Source organism: Alteromonas gilva (genome assembly GCF_028595265.1).
Lineage (GTDB): Bacteria > Pseudomonadota > Gammaproteobacteria > Enterobacterales > Alteromonadaceae > Alteromonas > Alteromonas gilva.
On sequence record NZ_JAQQXP010000002.1, the window covers coordinates 459222 to 479225 of the forward strand.

The window sequence follows — 20004 nt, forward strand, 5'->3', positions numbered from 1 at the left end:
ACCGCCTTTTACTTTAAACCAGAGTCAACGGCGCGTCGCAAAAAGCCACCATGTTGCGCCAGTAACGATTCGGCATCCTCGGCATTTTGACCGGTTAAAATCATCAAAATAGCCAGTTTTGCACTGTTATTAGCATCTTTAAGCGCCTGGTCGGCGACGTCTTCTGTGCAGTCTGTTGCCTGCATCACTATGCGGGTAGCGCGAGCTTTGAGTTTTTGATTGCTGGCGTTAACATCGACCATGAGATTTTCGTAGGTCTTACCCAGTCTAATCATGCTGGCGGTGCTGATCATGTTGAGTATGAGCTTTTGGGCCGTGCCTGACTTCATACGCGTTGAGCCGGTCAGACATTCTGCACCCACTACCGCACAAATGCCGATGCCAGCGCAAGCCATCATAGGTGAGTCCGGGTTACAGGTAACGGCCACCGAGACAGCCGCAAGACTGTTGGCATATTCCATGGCAGCAGTAACGTAGGGCGTGCGGCCGCTGGCCGACAAACCAATAAGCACATCGTTAGCGGAAAAGTCGATAGCTTTAAGATCTTCAATGCCTTTAGCTGTATCGTCTTCGGCCCCTTCAACGGCATGTTTAATGGCATGATCGCCGCCGGCAATAATACCGACGACCATTTTATCTGATACACTGAAGGTGGGTTTACACTCAACTGCGTCAAGGATCCCCAAACGGCCGCTGGTACCCGCTCCCATATACACAAGACGCCCACCTTTTTGTAAGCGTGGCACAATTGCGTCGACAGCCTTGGCAATATGCGGAATAGTTTTGCGCACCGCATCAGCAACACCGGCATCTTCCTGGTTTATTTTTTCGAGTATCTCGATGGTCGGTAAAACGTCGATATCCATCGTTCCCGGGTTGCGACCTTCAGAGATGATTCTGTTGAGTTGTTCGAGCAGTGTTGCCGAGTGTTTGTCTGTTGTCTGCATAATTAAATGCCAACCCTAGGGTTAAACAAAACCCACGTTAAGTGCTTCATTCCTTTCATTTTGCTTTCGCCTCTAATACAGGGTTGTGATGGGCTTGTTGGCCCCATGCACACACCAGCGACGCAACCAGTGTTCCAATCACGAGTTGCCAGGTAAAACCCAGGCTAAATTGCCAGGTTTCAGGTAAATAGATTCCCATTACATAGGGTTGTAACAGTAAGGGGACAATAAAACCACACAACAATGCAGCGGCGACAGACGCAGGGCTGCCACGCTGAGTAAATAGTGTAACAAAGTACACCCCAAGTAGACCACTATATGAAAATACCATGACTCCCAGTGCAAACTGCAGCAACGGTGTGTCGGAGTATTGTTGCCAGTAATAGCATAAACAGGCCATCGAGGCTAATGCCAATGCGACTCCTGCCATCGCAGTACGGCCTGCATTGACAAAGTGTTGCTCATCCACATGTTGATTTCGTTTTAGCTTCCAGGGCCGGTATAAATCCTGTATCAATACGCTCGACATAGAATTAAGACCAGAATTAAGTGTCGATAATGCGGCGGCAAGAATGCCGATAGTGACCAGTCCTTTAAGGCCGGCTGGTAAGTCGGTAAGCACATAGTACATAAATATTGTCACGGCTTCGCCAGCAAACTCCGGCGTGGGTGCCCCCGCTCTGGCCGCCATAAGTGAAGGCTGCTGGTAGTAGATATACAGTAATAGGCCAATCGTAATGAACAACAGCATCACCGGGATTACCATGACTACCGACCACAGCATCGCACGAGCGCCCTCACTGGCATTTTTACACGTGAGAACCCGTTGTGTCATGTCCTGATCCAGACCAAACGCGGCAATATTGAGTAATACAAATCCGGTAAAAACCGACGCCAGGGTAAATACACCGCCAGGGCTAAAATCGACCCGGGTATCAAACAGGGTCAGTTTGGACAACTGTCCGTCTCCGGGATTTTGTAACGCATCCAACATGCTGGGAATATCGGCCGGTATGGCTGATAGCAGGGCAATAATCACGGCCACCGCCGCGCCGATATAGGTGAACGCCTGCATAACATCGCTGTATATTACTGTTCTTATACCGCCATAAATACTATATACAAGCCCCACCACAGTGATAATGACAGTCGCCGTAATGACGCTGGATGATGCAATATCGCCATACAGGATCATGGCGACGGCCAGGGCAGCCATATACAGACGGGCACCGCTGGCGAACACACGGCCGAATAAGTACATTAAACCTGCCTGGCGTTTAGCGTTGGCACCAAAGCGAGACTCAAGCAATTCATAAACGGTATACACTTTCATGCTATAAAAGCGTGGAATAAGAAAACGTGCCACGAAGAATGCCGCAATAAACGCCCCAAGATTGGTTGCCAGATAAGACAGGTTGCCGCGATAACCTTGATCAGGGCCGCCTAAAAAAGTGGCTGCAGATTGCGACGTGGCCAGCACCGACATCGCCACCATCCATACCGGCATTGACTGACTCCCCAGAAAGTAGTCACTGGTATTATTGGCTTTACGGTTAAAATACCAACCCGAGACGAGCAGCAATACGCCGTAAGAGGCAAAGAGAAGTACGTCAATCAGTGTATAGTGGGCTAGCATGTATTGTCGTTCTCACTGTGTGAAAGCTGGGTTATGATGCTCATTTACGATGACCATTAACCATACATCGTGGCGGTTTCGACAAGCATGGTGTACCTTTAGAATATATTATTCTACGATAAATTCAAATTAAGAATTTATTAATTTTATATGAGCGTGTATGGTAAATGTTGTCCCCGATTAAACCTGTAACCTGAAGAGTCATTCGCTTGAGCAGATCAACACGCGCTATCATTGACCCTGACGCCCTGCGCACTAACTACCGCCAGCTTAAACCAGCCAATGGCGCCGGTGCAATTGCGGTTATCAAAGCAGATGCATACGGACACGGGGCCGTGTTTGTCGCCCGCGCCCTAGGCGCAGAGTGTGATTGTTTCGCGGTTGCGATTTGCGAGGAAGCTGTCCCTCTTCGCGCCGCTGGCATAGTACACCCGGTGCTGATTCTGGAAGGGCCGCATGATGCAGAAGACTGCAATATCGCGGCCCGCGAAAACTTCATTTTAATGGTACATAATCGTTACCAGTTAAATTGGCTGAGTAAACTAAGCGATACCAAACGTCCACGGGTTTGGTTGAAAGTCGATACCGGCATGCACCGGCTCGGTTTTGCGCCGGATGAAATTGCGACATTGTTCGAAGAATATCAGTGGCTGAAGCGTACAGAGTGTGTTTTAGCGTCACATTTTGCCTGCGCAGACGAGCCGCAGGACGACTTTAACACGCACCAGTTTGCACGGTTTAATGAAGTGGCTGAAACGCTGGGCCTGCCAATTTGCATGGCCAATTCTGCCGCCACACTGACCCAGCCGATGAGCCAGGGCATGTGGTGTCGTCTGGGTATCGGCTTATATGGTGCCAGTCCGGTGAATGGCGTCAGTGCCGAAGAGTACGGGCTGGTGGCGGCGATGCAGCTTAAGGCACAGGTTATCGCACTGCACAATGTCGCCAGGGGAGAGTCAGTGGGATACGGCCGCGACTGGGTTGCCCCGCGGGACAGTGTTATCGCTACCGTTGGTATTGGTTATGCTGACGGGTATCCGCGCCACTGTCCCAGTGGTACGCCGGTCATCATTCGCGGCCAACGTGCACCGCTGGTTGGGCGTGTTTCCATGGATATGATTACTATCGATGTCACCGGTATAGAAGGTGTCGCCCTGCAGGATGATGTGGAGTTGTGGGGAGCGCGGTTACCCGTGGATGAGGTGGCTGGCTGGGCCGGAACTATTAGCTACGAGTTGATCAGTCGTGTATCGTCGCGAGTACCAAGGGATAGTCGTTAACGTAATCTGATCACACGAGAACCTTATATGGATACGTCGCAAATAGTCTGGGCCGGTTTTTTGGCGAGTGGCTGCGCCAGCCTGGGAACCGCCGCAGGCAGCCTTGGCGTGTTACTGATTAAACGCTTATCGCGTCGATTACAAGATGGCTTGTTGAGTTTAGCTGCCGGTATTATGCTCGCCGCCACGTTTTTTTCTTTGTTGCTCCCCTCAATTGAATACGGCAGTGGTTATTACGGTAGCAATGTTGCCGGTGCGCTGGTGGCGTCGACAGGGTTGCTGGCCGGGGCTTTTTTACTCTTTTTTATACACCAGTCAGTGCCTCACGAACATTTCGTGACCGGTCGTGAGGGCGCATCGAAAACCGATATCGCCAGAATATGGCTGTTTGTGCTGGCCATCACGTTGCATAATTTTCCGGAGGGGCTGGCGGTGGGTGTCGGCTTTGCCGGTGGTGAAGTGGCCAATGGCGTAACGTTGGCAATCGGCATTGGCATTCAAAATATACCAGAAGGTCTTGCCGTATCCGTCGCGTTATTGTCGGTCGGATTTTCGCAATGGCGAGCTGCCTTAATTGGAATTGGTAGCGGACTGGTAGAACCGCTCGGTGGTTTGATTGGAGCGTTGGCAATATCTACCGCGGAGGCCTTTATGCCCTGGGCGTTAGCGTTTTCGGCAGGGGCGATGTTATTCATTATTTCTGATGAAATTATTCCGGAAACGCACCAAAACGGCAATCAGAATGTGGCGACCTTTTGTTTGTTAGTCGGCTTTGTGTTGATGATGATACTGGATGTGGTATTAGGATAGGCGATGAGTACAGCTAAGGATAACCGAACCTACTGGGTGGGGATTGACGGCGGCGGCACTAAAAGTCATGCCGTGCTATTTGATGCGCAGTACCAGGTTCTTGGCGAGGGACGCAGTGGCCCGGCGAATATCGCCAGACATGGCAAACAGGCGCTTAACGCCATTCTCGGTTCGGTTGAACAAGCCGTGGCAAACAGCGGTTTATCCTTTGATTCGATAAAGAGTGAATTATCGGTGAGTGCCGGATTGGCGGGGGCGTGTCTTGACTCTTCGGTTGCGTTGCTTGAACGCTGGCAACATCCCTTTGGCGATTTTACGTTCACGTCTGATTTGCATACAGCGCTGCTGGGAGCGCATGGTGGTGGCGACGGAGCGGTGTTAATTACCGGTACCGGTTCGTGTGCGGCGTCACTGGTAAATGGCCAAATCACCCAGTTTGGTGGTTTTGGTTTCCAACTTGGTGATCAGGGCAGTGGTGCATGGCTGGGACAGCAAGCAATACAACTGGCACTATTGCACGCCGATGGAATAACCAGTGCTGAGGGATTGTGGCATGCCGCCAAAGAGGTTTACGGATGCAATACACCAGCACAAATAGTCGACCTGCTGAATGGCGCCTCGTCAGCGGAATTTGCCCGCTTCGCACCGCAGGTATTTACCCTCGCCAGCCAGGCAGATGAGTGCGCACAGCAACTTATTCAACAGGGGGCTGATTATCTCAATACGCTGGTGATGCGCGCATTGGCTGATTCATCGATGCCACTGGTATTTAACGGTGGGCTCGCCGCGCTGTGGCTACCTTACCTGGATGCTGCGATCAGGGCCCATATCAGACCCGCCCAATATAGCGCGGAGTGGGGCGCTGTTTATTTTTGCCGACGAGGACAGAGTTGCCCGGCGTAATAACCGTTGGTTAACCATTTTGTGGGTGCAGATGATCAGCGTCATCATCTGCGGCGGACTTTTTTACGGAGGGCAACGTGTAGCGCTCCGGGCGATGATTTAATGAGATCACCATATTCAGACAAAATGCCGCCAAAATAGAAATCAGTACCAATTCAGCGTCTATATAAAGGAACGATAAGCTTAAAATACAGGTATCGACGGCCAGTTGAAATGTCCCCGCGCGAATATTAAACCGGCTTTGCAGGTAAAACGCCAATATTCCCAAACCGCCAAGGCTGGAGCTATGCCGAAACATAATGAGCATGCCTACGCCAATTAGGATGCCGCCAAACACCGCGGCAAAGATTGGGTCGATGCGAGAAATATCGACAAAGTGAGGCACCCACTCGGAAAACAACGATACTGTTGTGACCGAGATGAAAGTATTGATCATAAAACGCTTGCTGATATGGCGCCAGGCAAGATAGTAGAACGGCAAATTGATAAGAAAAAACAACAAGCCAAAATCGAGCGGTGCAATGTAGGTCGTGAGCAAAGCCAGCCCGGCAGCACCACCTACCATAAGCTCCTGAGACTGGAACAGGAAAATCCCAAACGCAATAAACAAGCCTGCGCACAGCAATGCAAAGACATCTTCGTAAACACGGTGTGATGTATTATTCATAATTATCTGAAATTCTGTCGTTCGAAAATAGTGTTGATTCGTCTGTAGTAGTTTTGATTAGGCGACGAATATTAAGGGCTCATTATACCCGCATTAAATAACGGGAATAGCCTGCGCCTTGGTGCACAGGTAAGTTGGAACTCACCATGGTATGACAACTTTACAACATGTTATCAAGTCTTATAAAACCTGTGTTTGTTATGTAAATTAAAGGGCTGGACTGAGAAAGCGTAGTGCAGGAATACGTCGGGACAGGTGCTACCAAGCTTGTTACCGCTATAGCGTGTCGCGAATACCAGGGCCTTTTATAGTAAGTTCAGATAGTGTGTTTTTGTGCGAAGGCGAAACTAACAAACAGCCACTAAAGCAAACTACCTTATATAGTGGTGCAATATAATAGTGGAGGCGGTAACCGGGATTTTACCGTTTCGCTCTTAGTATGGTAGCGATCACGCCGTTAGCTGTTAACGCTGCGCTGCTATTGTAAGGCGCGCCTACCACGCAAAATAATGCGCTGGCATAGCCAGCCGTGACACTTTTAAGGCATACTAGCAAATCTCTGAGTTCAATCCCTGTTGCCATGCCTGATTTATCACAACGTCACACTTTTGGTATTGCCAGCCAATGCCGTACGCTCTATGAGTTTTCTTCAGTTCAACAATTACTCGAATTGTATCCGCAATTATCACCCTGCTACGTAATGGGCGAGGGCAGTAATACTATTTTTGTTGAAGACTTTGATGGCCAGGTATTAATAAACAGGATCACCGGCGTGACGGCAACGCCTATGACTATTGCCGGACAATCGGGCATTCATCTGAGCGTTGGTGCAGGTGAGAACTGGCATGCACTCGTGCAATATACTGTTGAGCAGGGGTGGGGTGGGCTGGAAAACCTGGCGTTAATTCCCGGCTCGGTGGGTGCTGCGCCTATTCAGAATATTGGTGCATACGGATTGGAAGTGGGAGAACGCATTCTCGACGTTGAAGTGGTTGATGTCAGCAGCGGCAGACTGTTTAAGTTAACCAAAGACGAATGTGAATTTGCCTACCGCGACAGTATCTTTAAGCGTGACAAAGCACGCAACTGGGTGGTAGTGAAGGTCGATTTTTGGTTACCCGATGACGTGACCCCCATTGCCACCTATGCTGAGCTGGCCGCCTTATCGAATCCGGACGCGGCGGAGATTTACCATCAGGTAATAGCAATACGGCAGCGAAAGCTACCCGACCCGAAGCAATTGGGCAATGCGGGCAGCTTTTTTAAAAATCCGACAATCACCCGCCGCGACTATCAAAATCTGCAAGCGAGCTATCCTGGGATCCCCGGGTTCATCGTTAGTGCCGACGCCGTTAAGGTACCGGCAGCATGGCTAATTGATAACGCAGGGTTAAAAGGCGTGTGCATTGGTGGCGCCTGTAGCTACCAGCAACAACCATTGGTATTAGTCAATCAGGGTGAAGCTACTGGCGAGGCGGTTATTGCCCTGGCAAAGAAAATCATTGCCACGGTAAAAAGTCAGTTTGGGGTGACTCTCGCACCGGAAGTGCGTTTAATTGGCAAACAGGGACGTATCGTATTATGAAACTAAAAGCCCGGGAGGTACGCCAACAACTACTCTGCATGCTGGCAGATGGCGAGTTTCACTCTGGCGAAACGCTAGCCAGAACTTTGCACCTATCCAGAACGGCTATTGCTGGCCATATTAATCAGATGATTGATTGGGGGCTGGACGTGTTTAAGGTCAAAGGTAAAGGCTATAAATTAAGCAGAGCAATGACTTTACTCGATGCTGACAGCATCAGGGCGCTGATACCGACCACTAATAATGCAGACATTACCGTTATGCAGGTTATCGAGTCGACCAATACCGAGCTTAAAAATGCCAACCGAATTCGCGCCAATGGCGATACCGTGCTGGCAGAAATTCAAACCGCCGGTCGCGGCCGGCATGGCCGTCATTGGTTAGCGCCGGTCGGCGGTAGTCTGACGTTTTCATTATACTGGCGCTTTAACGACGGCTATCAGAGTATGGCAGGCCTTTCGTTATTGGTTGGCATAGCAATTTGCCGGGCGCTACAAGATTGCGGTGTTGATGACGCCCGCTTGAAATGGCCAAACGATGTCTACCTGTTTGGTAAAAAGCTGGCCGGTGTATTAATAGAAGTAGAAGGTCAGATTGGTGCCCCCGCTGATTGCATTATTGGAATTGGTTTAAATGTACGGGTTCCGCAACATGAATATGACGTGGGCCAGCCGCACATCGATCTTAGTCAGGTAGCCGAAGCAGAAACCAACCGCAATATCATTGCGGCGCAAATCATTCATCAACTGTGGACCTTATTACCCGATTTTACACAGCGAGGCTTTGAACCTTTTATGGAGGAGTGGAAGCAGTTAGACTGGTTTGCCGATCGCACAGTAGTGATCAAATCAGGAGACAAGCGCATAAAAGGAGTTAACCGGGGCATAGATGCCAGCGGCGCACTGCTGCTGGAAACCAGCGACGGGATTACACGTTTTCATGGTGGGGAGGTAAGTTTACGTGCCAATTAAACGCCAACTCTTGGTAGATATCGGCAACACCTGTATTAAGTACAGACAATTAACAGCAGCAGCGGAAAACGTAAATACCGTTGACGACCTGGCTGCGTTAATTGATCACATCGAGCAAACAGCAATAGACAGTATTTATATCGCCAATGTCGGTAAACCGGCTGTCGAAGAAACATTATCGCTATTGTGTAAGCAGCAGGGTATCGAATTTCACAGTATCAAAACCGAAAAAGACGCCTTCGGCATTAAAAATAGTTACCACAATCCTCAAAAAATGGGCGTCGATCGATGGCTTGCCATGCTGGGTGCTGCAAATTTAACCAATAAGCCTTTTGCTGTGATTGATGCGGGCACGGCAGTGACAGTAGATTTTGTGGCAAATGGTCAACATTTAGGCGGTTGGATTGCGCCAGGTTTTCATACAATGAAAAAAGCGTTGCTGGAAAATACCACGCGCGTATTCGAAGATAACACCATTCCGGCCCAACTCGATGTGGCCAACGATACCGAAAAATGTGTGGCAATGGGATGCCTGGCAAGCTTGCAGGGCATTTATTGGTCAGCAAAACGCACATTAAATGCGCAATTTAAAGAAAATGTCATAATTTTTACCGGTGGAGACAAAAAACTGCTGACAAGTGTTTGTGAGGGTGATAGTCTCTCCGCCGCGAATTTGGTGATAGACGGCCTAGCCCGCTATGCTGAAAAAGCTTCTTGAAGCGAAGAGAAATCTGAGCAAATTGTGCAGTTGGTAGTTAATTGACCAGTTAAACAAAAAAAAGAAAATTTTTCGCAAAAGCCTATTGCATAGAGCAAATCATTACTCTAGAATTCGCACCCACTTGATGAGGAGCCGACTTAGCTCAGTTGGTAGAGCAACTGACTTGTAATCAGTAGGTCGCCAGTTCGATTCCGGCAGTCGGCACCATTCATCAATCTCTGGAGGGGTACCCAAGCGGTCAACGGGAGCAGACTGTAAATCTGCCGGCTCAGCCTTCGCAGGTTCGAATCCTGCCCCCTCCACCACTTTCTATGAGTGTGGCAAGAGAATTAGGAATGCGGGCATCGTATAATGGCTATTACCTCAGCCTTCCAAGCTGATGATGCGGGTTCGATTCCCGCTGCCCGCTCCAAGTCCCGTGCTGATATAGCTCAGTTGGTAGAGCGCACCCTTGGTAAGGGTGAGGTCGGCAGTTCAAATCTGCCTATCAGCACCATTTCTCCCCAGCTCATGTAATAATACGTAAATTCACCTAAAATTGTACTTTGCTGGGATATTAGAAAAATGGCAAAAGAAAAGTTTGAACGTTCGAAACCCCACGTAAACGTGGGTACTATCGGCCACGTTGACCACGGTAAAACCACTCTGACTGCAGCAATCACTACTGTCCTTTCAAAGACTTATGGTGGTTCTGCTCAAGCGTTCGATCAAATCGATAACGCGCCAGAAGAAAAAGCCCGTGGTATCACCATCTCTACATCACACGTAGAGTATGACACGCCTACTCGTCACTACGCACACGTAGACTGTCCTGGACACGCTGACTATGTTAAAAACATGATCACCGGTGCTGCACAGATGGACGGTGGTATTCTGGTAGTTGCTGCGACTGATGGCCCTATGCCTCAGACTCGTGAGCACATCCTGCTTGGTCGTCAGGTTGGTATCCCTTACATCATCGTATTCATGAACAAGTGTGACATGGTAGATGACGAAGAGCTGCTTGAGCTGGTAGAAATGGAAGTTCGTGAGCTGTTATCAGAATACGATTTCCCAGGTGATGACCTGCCGGTAATCCAGGGTTCTGCACTGAAAGCGCTTGAAGGCGACGCAGAATGGGAAAAGAAAATCATCGAGCTGGGCGAAGCTTTAGATAGCTACATCCCAGAGCCAGAGCGTGACATCGATAAGCCGTTCATCCTGCCAATCGAAGACGTATTCTCAATCTCAGGTCGTGGTACTGTTGTAACAGGCCGTGTTGAGCAAGGTATCGTTAAAGTAGGTGAAGAAGTTGAAATCGTAGGTATTAAAGATACTACCAAGACAACTTGTACCGGTGTTGAAATGTTCCGTAAGCTGCTTGACGAAGGTCGTGCAGGTGAGAACGTAGGTGTTCTGTTACGTGGTACTAAGCGTGACGACGTAGAGCGTGGCCAAGTACTGGCGAAGCCTGGTTCAATCACTCCACACACTAAGTTCGAAGCAGAAGTTTACGTACTGTCTAAAGACGAAGGTGGCCGTCACACGCCATTCTTTAAAGGTTACCGTCCACAGTTCTACTTCCGTACAACTGACGTAACTGGTGCTGTTGAGCTGCCAGAAGGCGTAGAAATGGTAATGCCAGGCGACAACCTGAAGTTTGTTGTTGACCTGATTGCACCAATCGCCATGGAAGAAGGTCTGCGCTTTGCAATCCGTGAAGGTGGTCGTACTGTAGGTGCTGGTGTTGTATCTAAAATCATCGATTAATCCGGACTCCCGGAATCGATTGGTTTAAACACCAAATCCATGAAAAGGTCGCGAAAGCGGCCTTTTTTGTGTCCGAACAAAAAGCACCGGCTGAAGACCATCCCGGCCTCCGAGCCGGGATCGCCTGAACAGGCTGACTCTCAAGTCATCGCTTACTTCGGCGGGGGCGGCAATAAAGCCGCCGCGACTACTACACCGAGTGTTACCTTTCTCATAGATACTCCTTATTATGGTCTGCAAAAAATATGGGCAACTAATGAGCGGTGCTCAAGTCTTCAACCGGTATCAATCTTTCTGGTAGTCGGTACAGCTTAAAATATGCCTGAAATAAGGCAGGCTAAAGGTAATTTAATCTTAACTTCTGCCTGTAAACGGCGCTGAAAACCCAGGTAAGACTATGCTGAAAATAATTACATGCCATGCACTTCAGGCATTCGGTATCTATATGGTTTACATCAACATCCTTAATTGGATGACAAACCAGATGTTTGAACTGATTACAGACACAAGCATATTGCCTTATTTCTTTATATTATCTGCTTGCAATCTGTTTCTTCGCCAGCAAGAGGCAATGAGTCAGCGTGGCCTTTCTTTCTGGTAACGAACTTAGAGCTGTGTAGTTATCAGCAAACTACCACGTCATGTAAACGTCATAAATATGGGGTAGCGTCTGGCTTTATTTGCCAGCGAGGTGAAGCGATGAAATGGGATTCCATTAAGTCCCGCTTACTTGTAATGACCACTCTGTGTGTACTGGGAATGGGATTAATGACCATTAATCAACAGTACTACGGCAAGAAGCTACGGGCGTTAAACGATCACAATGTTGCCCTGCATCAGTTACAACGTGATTTATTGCAGCTACGCCGACATGAAAAAGACTTTCTGTTGCGTCGGGATGAACATTATCTGGCGCTGTTTGATGCGCAAAAGATACAATTTGTTGCTGCCATTTCAACCCTTAACGACGTTATTAAACAGTACGAGTTATCGCAGAGTCTGATTTCCGACATTGCCGTCAACACGGAGCACTATGCTCAGGGCTTTAAACAGTTGGTGATGCAACTTACTGAGGCAGGTCTGTCATCAAGACTCGGGATCAGCGGTGAGCTTTACAGCATATCAGCGCAACTGGGAAAATCGATGGACACTGCTGATCCCGCCATCGCGGATAAGCTGACACGTCTTAAATACCTGGTGCTTGACTACCAGCTTACACTCGATCCGCAATACCCCGATGAAATGTTGTTAATGATTGAAGATTTGGTCCGTACAAAGGGCCTTTCGACTGAAACGATCGTGTTGCTGGAACGCTTTAAAGACAGAATACACCGATACGGCAGCATCAAAAAACGTATCGGCATTACCGAGTCGTCAGGGCTTCGAGGTGAGTTTCGTGACAAAGCGCACCAGGTGGAGGCCGACCTGGAGGCTCTTGATAATGCGCTGCAGCCGATCCTTCAGGCCCATCGCGAACAGGCTACCTGGTACAGTACAGCTATTGCTGTGTTAACTTCTGTCGCGTTAATTTTATTATTAATCAAAAGTTTTGTGACCTTTCACCGGTCTTTTGCTAACTTCGTATTGTTTTTTTATCGCTGTAAACGACAATATCAGCGTATTGATCCCCGCTCACTGGGGTTTTCAGAATTTCGCTCATTGGCTGCATTAGCCAATGAAATGGTTGAGTCTCGCCGTGAAATTGAGCGACGGCTGGCAAACCTGGAATCAGGTACAGGTCAGGCTAAAGGGGCCATCACCACAGACTAAGAGAGAAGTTAAATGCAATACAATAAACTCGGTAGCAGTGAACTACAGGTATCAGAAGTTTGCCTGGGCACCATGACTTTTGGCATTCAGAACACACAGCAAGAAGCCAGCGAGCAACTCGATTATGCTATCGACAGCGGGATTAATTTTGTTGATACCGCCGAAATGTATCCCATTCCGCCGAACGAACCCACATACGGTGACACAGAAAGGTTTATTGGCAACTGGCTTGCGGCAAACCCGCATAAACGTGACAAATTTGTGTTGATGACCAAAATCGCCGGTGGCGGGCTTAAATACATTCGTGAAGCGAGCAATATTAGCAGTGCTACCATTGCGCTGGCGCTCGATGAGTCACTGAAGCGTTTACAAACTGACTATATTGATGTTTATCAATTACACTGGCCAAACCGGACATCGCCCCATTTTGCCAAGCACTGGCCGTGGCGTACCAATCCGTTGGAGACTGATTTAGCCAAAGAGCGCGATGGTATGCGTGATATTGTGGCCGGAATTGGTGCGGCCATTGACGCCGGTAAGATTCGTCACTGGGGACTGTCTGATGATACGCCCTGGGGTATCCATACGTTTTTAAACCTGTGTAACGAGATGGGAGTGCCTAAACCTGTTTCTATTCAGAACGAATTTAGCTTATTGCATCTTAAAGACTGGCCCTATCTTATTGAAAGCTGTGTGTTTGAGGATATAGCCTACTTACCATGGTCACCGTTGGCGACTGGCCTGTTAACGGGGAAATATGCCGATGATGCTCGGCCGAAAGGTAGCCGTTGGACATTTGTGCAGCGCCAGGGGCTGTTCAGAAACACCGCCGAAGCGCATGAGGCGACGGCGCGTTACCTGGAAATTGCGGCGCGAGCCAATATCACCCCGGCGCAACTGGCTCTGGCATGGGTAAAACAGGTGCCGGGTGTCACATCGACCATTATCGGCGGCACCACTGTGGACCAACTGAAAGAGAATGTTTCTGCCTTTGAACTTTGTTTAGGCGAAGACACTAAAAAGCAAATTAATCAGGTAATTAAACACTTCCCTGCGCCATTTTAATGGGTAACCTGAGGGTCAGGTGACTGTCTTATCTGGCCCTCACAACGTGCCTTTGGGTTACACCTGATGCGCACCTTTTGGCCATGCATATAGCTACATCGGGTGCGGTATTTTTGCCGGTTACCTTATCCACTGCGTCACCCACTTTTTTATGGTGTCACCCGCTTTTGTCCTAAGATGATGTTGTCCACACCGGAATAAAAAAGGCCACAAAACTTGTGGCCAATGTGGGAACAGTCCAACACAATCAGCAGCACTCAAAACGCTGCTATCAACAGTATAGTCACGAAAGGCGGTTGTTGCCCAAAAAGTCATGGGAATTACGTGCTTTTGGAGTAATGGTGAAAAGGCAGTTGTAACACTGGGCCTGAACCACCTGGCGTCCGATCGAATGATTGAAATTGTTTTTAAGTCTGGTAGGTAACCCTTTGCAACCCATGCAAAAAGACGGAAACAAGAACAACTTTTATTATGTAACAAAGGTGGAAATCGACAGGTATTGTTACGGGATAAGGGTTCGTAATGTTACCGCTCAGCCCGAATGTCGAGCGGTCTGTGCGTAAATGAAGACCCCTGTAGCGCGCAAGTTTGGGTGCTAATGCTAAGACTTTGGTCGCAAAACCATCGATTTATAGGGTAATTAGGCTAATTTTGTCTCACAATGAATTTGTATTTTTAATGTTAATAATATGTTGTGTGATTGAGGGTCAGGTTTCATAAACTTGTTCTTTTCATCCGCAGATAAAAAACACAATTCAAAATAACCTGAACCAACAATGAGATGAATCGGGAGAAAACACATGTATAAACGAATTGCCGCATCGTGTGCACTGGTCTTTGCTGTCAACCCAGTTGATGCATTTGAATTTAGCTTCCATGGCATGATTAAAGCCGAAGCAGTGACCTCCACCGAAGGCGTCGCCAGTTTCGGTAGCGCCTACAGTCACGTCGCTCCTACCCATGCCTTAAGAACGGATGTCTATGGCGGGGCTCCCGCGACAGACCAGCAAATGAGTTACCTCAATTCTCAGTCGACCTCATTACAGATATCGCAAACACGATTCTCACTCAATATGAGCCATGAAAAAATGCGCGGTGTGCTGGAGCTGGACTTTATTGATGGTGAGGATGGTTTTACTAACCAGACAGCACTTCAGGCACAGGAGCCAAGACTTCGTTTAGCCACACTTTATTATGACTACAGTGATAATCTGACTTTCTTTGGTGGACAAAAATGGTCAACGGCGTCAGGCATAAAATCCAGTGGCAGTTATAACTGGGTTGGTAACGGTTACCGCGCAGGTAATACCGGCTTCCTGGCGATGGAGGTGGGGGCCACCTATAAAGTGGATAGCCTGACACTTACCGGTGCGTTAACTGGTAAAGGGCGCAACAATAGCGCCGGTGGCGTAAATGCCAATGAGCTCGGCAGCATGCCCGGCATCGCCGTTGATGCGAACTACAGTTTTTCCGGCCATAAAGTGGGCTTTGCGGCACATGTTGCAGAACTTAATTACGAGGATGAACCAGGCTTTAGCGGCGGCAGTAATCAGGACGCAAACCTGTTTAAGGTTTACACAACGCTTAACTTTGGGACGGTGAGCCTGAATGCTGAATACTATACCGGTGAATCGCTTAACAATCAGAATGCCCTGGGGATTGCGCCGGCTTCCGGACTTGATGGTAGCGGAACCGTTAGAGAAAGCTATGGTGAGAGCGGCTACTTTGCATTTGCCAGCTGGAATCCCGCTCCCGGTCATAATATAAAAGTAGGCCACGGCAGTGCGTCTGTAGACTCAGGTGACCGGGCGCGACTGGGCTTAACGGCGCTGCATGAAAATTCCACGACTTACATCAACTATGGGTATCAGGCCGCGGAAGGTGTTACTACCTTTGTTCAGTTCACGCACTTTGATACAGAATATGGTGCAGACTTTGATAGTTTCTCTACTGTAGTGGGTCGGGCGGGGGTCGTCTTTAAATTCTAATCGCACGTAAACCGCCATCCCGGGTAAACTCATCTGTCTGGGATGGCGTATCATTATACCGGGACTGTGGCAGTAGCCACTCATATGATGACTGACGAAGTGTAGTCAGTCATGCTTAAATTAAAATGATAGAGTATGTGTTAACGTTTAGTTAATGTTGTCGCAAAGACAGGGTATCCCTAATCAGGTATGCGCCGAGGCACCATCCTGTAACTGTTGCTAATGTGAGCGAACAGCACAAGGTATCCAGCCCGCTAAGACCAAAGTCTCATTTTTCTTTGGGCAGGAAAAGTTACATTTGGTTAGTTAAATATTATCACCGCTAAATAGTAGAAATTGGAGGCACATTGTATGACTGCCAGCAAGATATATCCGGTTCCAGAAAATATTAAATCATCGACCCACCTCACAGAAGAGCAGTATTTTGAAATGTACGAGCATTCGGTGAAGGATCCGGAGGGGTTCTGGGGGGAATATGCGAGTACGCTGGATTGGTTCACCAAACCTACCAAAATTAAAAATACTACGTTCGGACCAGATGACGTCTCCATCAAATGGTTTGAGGATGGCGAGATTAACGCCAGCTACAACTGTATTGACCGGCACTTAGCAAAAAATGCCAAGAAAACGGCTATGTTCTGGGAAGGTGATTCACCTGACGATAGCGAAGAAATCAGTTATCAGGAACTGCATTACGAAGTCTGCAAACTGGCAAACGGTTTGAAGAAGCTCGGCGTAGAAAAGGGCGACCGTGTTGCTATTTATATGCCGATGGTTCCTCAGGCTGCGTACGCAATGTTAGCGTGTGCGCGAATTGGCGCAGTGCATTCAGTTATTTTTGGCGGCTTCTCGCCAAACGCCATTGCCGATCGCATTAATGACAGTGCGGCTAAGATAGTGATCACCTGCGACGAAGGTCGTCGGGCCGGGCGCAGTGTGCCACTGAAAGCCAACGTTGACCGTGCGCTGGCCAACGATGCATGTCCCTCTATCACTAATGTGATAGTACATAAACTTACCGGTGGCGACGTGTCATACAATGACAGTGTCGACGTTGTATGGGATGACCTGGTTGAAGATTGCTCAGCCCAATGTGAGCCAGAAGTGATGAATGCAGAAGATCCATTATTCATCCTATATACATCAGGTTCCACCGGAACGCCCAAAGGTGTTGTGCACACCACCGGCGGTTATCTGTTGTACACTGCAATGACCTTCAAATACGCCTTCGACTATCGCGATGACGATATTTACTGGTGTACCGCTGACGTAGGCTGGATCACAGGTCACAGCTATATGGTGTATGGTCCCATGATTGCAGGCGCCACTCAGGTCTTTTTTGAAGGCGTGCCTACCTATCCTGACGTGCGCCGCATCGCTCAGGTGGTTGAAAAGTATAAAGTGAACTCCTTGTACACCGCCCCCACGGCGATTCGGGCGCTCATGGCCCACGGCGAAGCGCCGGTTGAAGGTTGCGACTTATCTTCACTGCGCCTGCTCGGCTCTGTTGGCGAGCCGATTAATCCGGAAGCGTGGGAATGGTACTATCGGGTCATTGGTGAGAGCCGTTGTCCCATCATGGATACCTGGTGGCAAACCGAAACCGGCGGCATGATGATTACGCCTTTACCCGGTGCCACGCCGCTTAAACCCGGCTCAGCCTCGCGACCAATGTTTGGTATTCAGCCGGCATTGTTTGACGCAGAAGGCAACGACCTACAAGGCGCTGCAGAGGGTAACCTGGTAATTAAAGACAGCTGGCCGAGCCAGGCTCGTACGGTTTACGGCGATCACGAGCGCTTTATAAATACGTATTTCAGTGCTTATAAAGGGGTGTACTTTACCGGCGACGGTGCCCGCCGTGACGAAGATGGTTACTACTGGATTACCGGTCGTGTCGATGACGTACTGAACGTTTCAGGTCACCGCTTAGGTACTGCAGAAATAGAAAGTGCGCTGGTGGCGCATCCCAAGGTCGCTGAGGCCGCCGTGGTAGGTTACCCCCATGATATTAAAGGTCAGGGTATCTATGTCTATATCACCCCTAATGAAGGCGTGGTTCCCGACGAAGCGCTAACCAAGGAAATCCGTGCCTGGGTACGTACTGAGCTGAGTCCAATAGCCACCCCGGATATGATTCAGTGGTCCGGTGGTCTGCCTAAAACCCGCTCGGGGAAAATTATGCGGCGGATATTGCGTAAAATTGCCGCTAACGAACACGACCAATTAGGCGATACGTCAACATTGGCGGATCCGTCGGTTGTTGATACACTCATTGAGGAGCGACTGAATAAGTAAACGGAGACAGAATGATAACGCTGCTGATTGCCGATGATCACCCTTTATACCGCGATGCGCTAAAGGGAGCGTTATCTATTTCGTTGCCCGAACTGACCATACTGGAAGCGGGTGATCTGACCGCCACCACCGACATCCTTGAAAAACAGGATGTCGATTTATTACTCCTCGACCTTCATATGCCGGGGAGTAATGACCTATTTGGTTTACTGCATATTCGTAAGCTTTACCCGGATTTACCTGTTGCCGTCGTCTCTGGTACAGAAGACGCTACCGTTATTTCAAAAGTTGTTGCGGTGGGTGCGCTGGGCTTTATTGCCAAAACCACAAGCGCCGAGAACATCGCCAAAGCCGTACAGGTCATTCTTGATGGCGATATCTGGTTACCTGAGTCGGTCAGCGAAAAACTTGAGGATATCGATGAAGAGTTTTCTGCGCTGGCTGATAGTGTTGCCAGCCTTACGCCTTCACAATATAAAGTGCTTTGCTATATGCGTGATGGCCTGCTGAATAAGCAGATCGGGTATAATCTCGATATCGCCGAAGCAACCGTTAAAGCCCATGTGACCGCTATATTCAGGAAGCTGGGTATTAATAATCGCACTCAGGCGGTTCTTATTGCGTCCCAACTGGAGCTGGAACCGCCTGCCACCGCTAACAAATAATACCAGGTCAGGTGTTGAACAAGCGCCAGCTAGTTAGGAGCGGGGGTATACAGGATTTGTGAGTAATCGCGCAGCGCTGTCGCACATTCGCCCATGTTATTTGGGTTTGTTAAGCGGATAAGCGCTCTGCCCGCCATTAATTGCCGGCTACTTTGATACCACGGCTGCTGCTGCAGAAGCTCGGTATATCTGCCGCTGTCGATAATACGCTGAAAGCCGGAGCGTAGCCGTTTGGCTAATTGATGGTTAGTTTTACTGACATACAGCACATATACCATAGGATAGTGCAACGCATGTAGTGGTGCTATTTGTACCGAATCAAGTCCAACACCAGCTATTTCATATTCAATCTCAGTCACTGAACGTGGGTAAAAATCGGCTAAGCTCCGATGAATTGCCCGGTAGCCGGCATACCGGCCGGTGTCTAAAACCGTTATGCCGTTATGTCTTAAAATACCGGCATCGAGCCATCTGCCTGCCTGCGCGGCAATCATGTTTTGCAGCGGTTCGAGGGTGCTTAAGGCATCAAAACGCGGATCGTTGTTACGCACTACATTAAGACGATAACCAAAAAGCCCGGCCATCAACGGAACCGCGATGGGTGTGTACTCACGGTTACGTTCTTCGCTGCACAGCGCCCAAACTACATCGGTAATGCCTAAATTCAAATTACGCAGGTGGCGTTCTTCTGCCACGTCAATTTTTACCGGAATTGTACGAACGCTGGGGTAATCATCCTCGGTTGCTGACAGAACATCATTGAGCTGTTGTTGCAGGAAGCTGTTCACCGGGTGCCCGGCTGTTAAAGAAGGTATTAACAGTTCTTCGCCAGTGGCCCTGGCATGGCTGCTTATCAGCATGTAACTGAGCAGCGCGAACAATACGGCTTTCACATTAAGTACTACTCATCAGAATAACGTCGTAAACGCTATTATAGGTGAATGCAGAC

General features: G+C 48.9%; 16 protein-coding genes and 4 tRNA genes. 16 read left to right on the forward strand and 4 right to left on the reverse strand.

Translation table 11 applies throughout. From position 1 onward, the window contains the following. Positions 1-8: 8 nt before the first annotated feature. Both murQ and OIK42_RS15680 read right to left on the reverse strand, forming a co-directional pair. Positions 9-947 (reverse strand): N-acetylmuramic acid 6-phosphate etherase, encoded by a 939-nt coding sequence (gene murQ, locus OIK42_RS15675; protein WP_273641995.1) that lies wholly within the window; start codon positions 945-947, stop codon positions 9-11. A gap of 55 nt (positions 948-1002) precedes the next feature. After that, on the reverse strand, positions 1003-2583 hold the full coding sequence (locus tag OIK42_RS15680; protein ID WP_273641996.1) for a sodium:solute symporter: 1581 nt from the start codon (positions 2581-2583) through the stop codon (positions 1003-1005). A gap of 209 nt (positions 2584-2792) precedes the next feature. Between OIK42_RS15680 and alr the strand changes: the two genes are divergently transcribed. Genes alr through OIK42_RS15695 form a run of 3 tightly spaced genes read left to right on the forward strand, consistent with a single transcriptional unit; the run spans position 2793 to position 5576 of the window. Beyond that, positions 2793-3863, forward strand: a complete 1071-nt coding sequence (alr, locus tag OIK42_RS15685; protein WP_273641997.1) for an alanine racemase — start codon at positions 2793-2795, stop codon at positions 3861-3863. Between the two features lie 27 nt (positions 3864-3890). Further along, the gene (locus OIK42_RS15690) at positions 3891-4673 is read left to right on the forward strand and encodes a ZIP family metal transporter (protein WP_273641998.1); all 783 of its coding nucleotides are present in this window, start codon (positions 3891-3893) and stop codon (positions 4671-4673) included. Positions 4674-4676: 3 nt separating this feature from the next. Next, positions 4677-5576: a glucosamine kinase nucleotide-binding domain-containing protein gene (locus OIK42_RS15695; RefSeq protein WP_273641999.1), complete on the forward strand. Its 900-nt coding sequence runs from the start codon at positions 4677-4679 to the stop codon at positions 5574-5576. A gap of 10 nt (positions 5577-5586) precedes the next feature. On the opposite strand, the gene OIK42_RS15700 is transcribed toward OIK42_RS15695, so the two are convergent. After that, entirely contained in the window at positions 5587-6243 is a 657-nt protein-coding gene (locus OIK42_RS15700; protein ID WP_273642000.1) for a YitT family protein, read from the reverse strand. Between the two features lie 580 nt (positions 6244-6823). Between OIK42_RS15700 and murB the strand changes: the two genes are divergently transcribed. The 13 genes from murB to OIK42_RS15765 all read left to right on the forward strand — a co-directional run bounded on the left by murB (position 6824) and on the right by OIK42_RS15765 (position 19055). Next, complete coding sequence (murB, locus tag OIK42_RS15705; protein ID WP_273642001.1) at positions 6824-7828, forward strand: UDP-N-acetylmuramate dehydrogenase; 1005 nt, start codon at positions 6824-6826, stop codon at positions 7826-7828. After that, positions 7825-8799 (forward strand): bifunctional biotin--[acetyl-CoA-carboxylase] ligase/biotin operon repressor BirA, encoded by a 975-nt coding sequence (gene birA / locus OIK42_RS15710; protein ID WP_273642002.1) that lies wholly within the window; start codon positions 7825-7827, stop codon positions 8797-8799. Before murB ends, birA begins: the two co-directional genes overlap by 4 nt. After that, a complete protein-coding gene (locus tag OIK42_RS15715; RefSeq protein ID WP_273642003.1) occupies positions 8789-9517 on the forward strand; it encodes a type III pantothenate kinase in 729 nt (242 codons plus the stop codon). The genes birA and OIK42_RS15715 overlap by 11 nt, the downstream gene beginning before the upstream one ends. Before the next feature lie 134 nt (positions 9518-9651). After that, positions 9652-9727 (forward strand) — tRNA-Thr (locus OIK42_RS15720). 13 nt (positions 9728-9740) lie between these two features. Next, positions 9741-9825, forward strand: a tRNA-Tyr gene (locus OIK42_RS15725). A 32-nt stretch (positions 9826-9857) separates the two neighbouring features. Continuing rightward, positions 9858-9932, forward strand: a tRNA-Gly gene (locus OIK42_RS15730). An 8-nt stretch (positions 9933-9940) separates the two neighbouring features. After that, positions 9941-10016 (forward strand) — tRNA-Thr (locus OIK42_RS15735). A 68-nt stretch (positions 10017-10084) separates the two neighbouring features. Beyond that, positions 10085-11269: an elongation factor Tu gene (gene tuf, locus OIK42_RS15740; protein ID WP_273642004.1), complete on the forward strand. Its 1185-nt coding sequence runs from the start codon at positions 10085-10087 to the stop codon at positions 11267-11269. Between the two features lie 699 nt (positions 11270-11968). Continuing rightward, positions 11969-13039 (forward strand): chemotaxis protein, encoded by a 1071-nt coding sequence (locus OIK42_RS15745; RefSeq protein WP_273642005.1) that lies wholly within the window; start codon positions 11969-11971, stop codon positions 13037-13039. A 12-nt stretch (positions 13040-13051) separates the two neighbouring features. Continuing rightward, positions 13052-14104, forward strand: coding sequence for an aldo/keto reductase (locus OIK42_RS15750; RefSeq protein ID WP_273642006.1), 1053 nt, complete (start codon positions 13052-13054; stop codon positions 14102-14104). A gap of 800 nt (positions 14105-14904) precedes the next feature. Next, a complete protein-coding gene (locus OIK42_RS15755; RefSeq protein ID WP_273642007.1) occupies positions 14905-16092 on the forward strand; it encodes a hypothetical protein in 1188 nt (395 codons plus the stop codon). A gap of 351 nt (positions 16093-16443) precedes the next feature. Next, entirely contained in the window at positions 16444-18390 is a 1947-nt protein-coding gene (acs, locus tag OIK42_RS15760) for an acetate--CoA ligase (protein WP_273642008.1), read from the forward strand. Positions 18391-18401: 11 nt separating this feature from the next. Then, on the forward strand, positions 18402-19055 hold the full coding sequence (locus OIK42_RS15765) for a response regulator (RefSeq protein ID WP_273642009.1): 654 nt from the start codon (positions 18402-18404) through the stop codon (positions 19053-19055). Positions 19056-19084: 29 nt separating this feature from the next. Here OIK42_RS15765 and OIK42_RS15770 read toward each other — a convergent pair whose 3' ends face one another. Beyond that, positions 19085-19948, reverse strand: a complete 864-nt coding sequence (locus OIK42_RS15770) for a hypothetical protein (protein ID WP_273642010.1) — start codon at positions 19946-19948, stop codon at positions 19085-19087. Positions 19949-20004 lie beyond the last annotated feature (56 nt).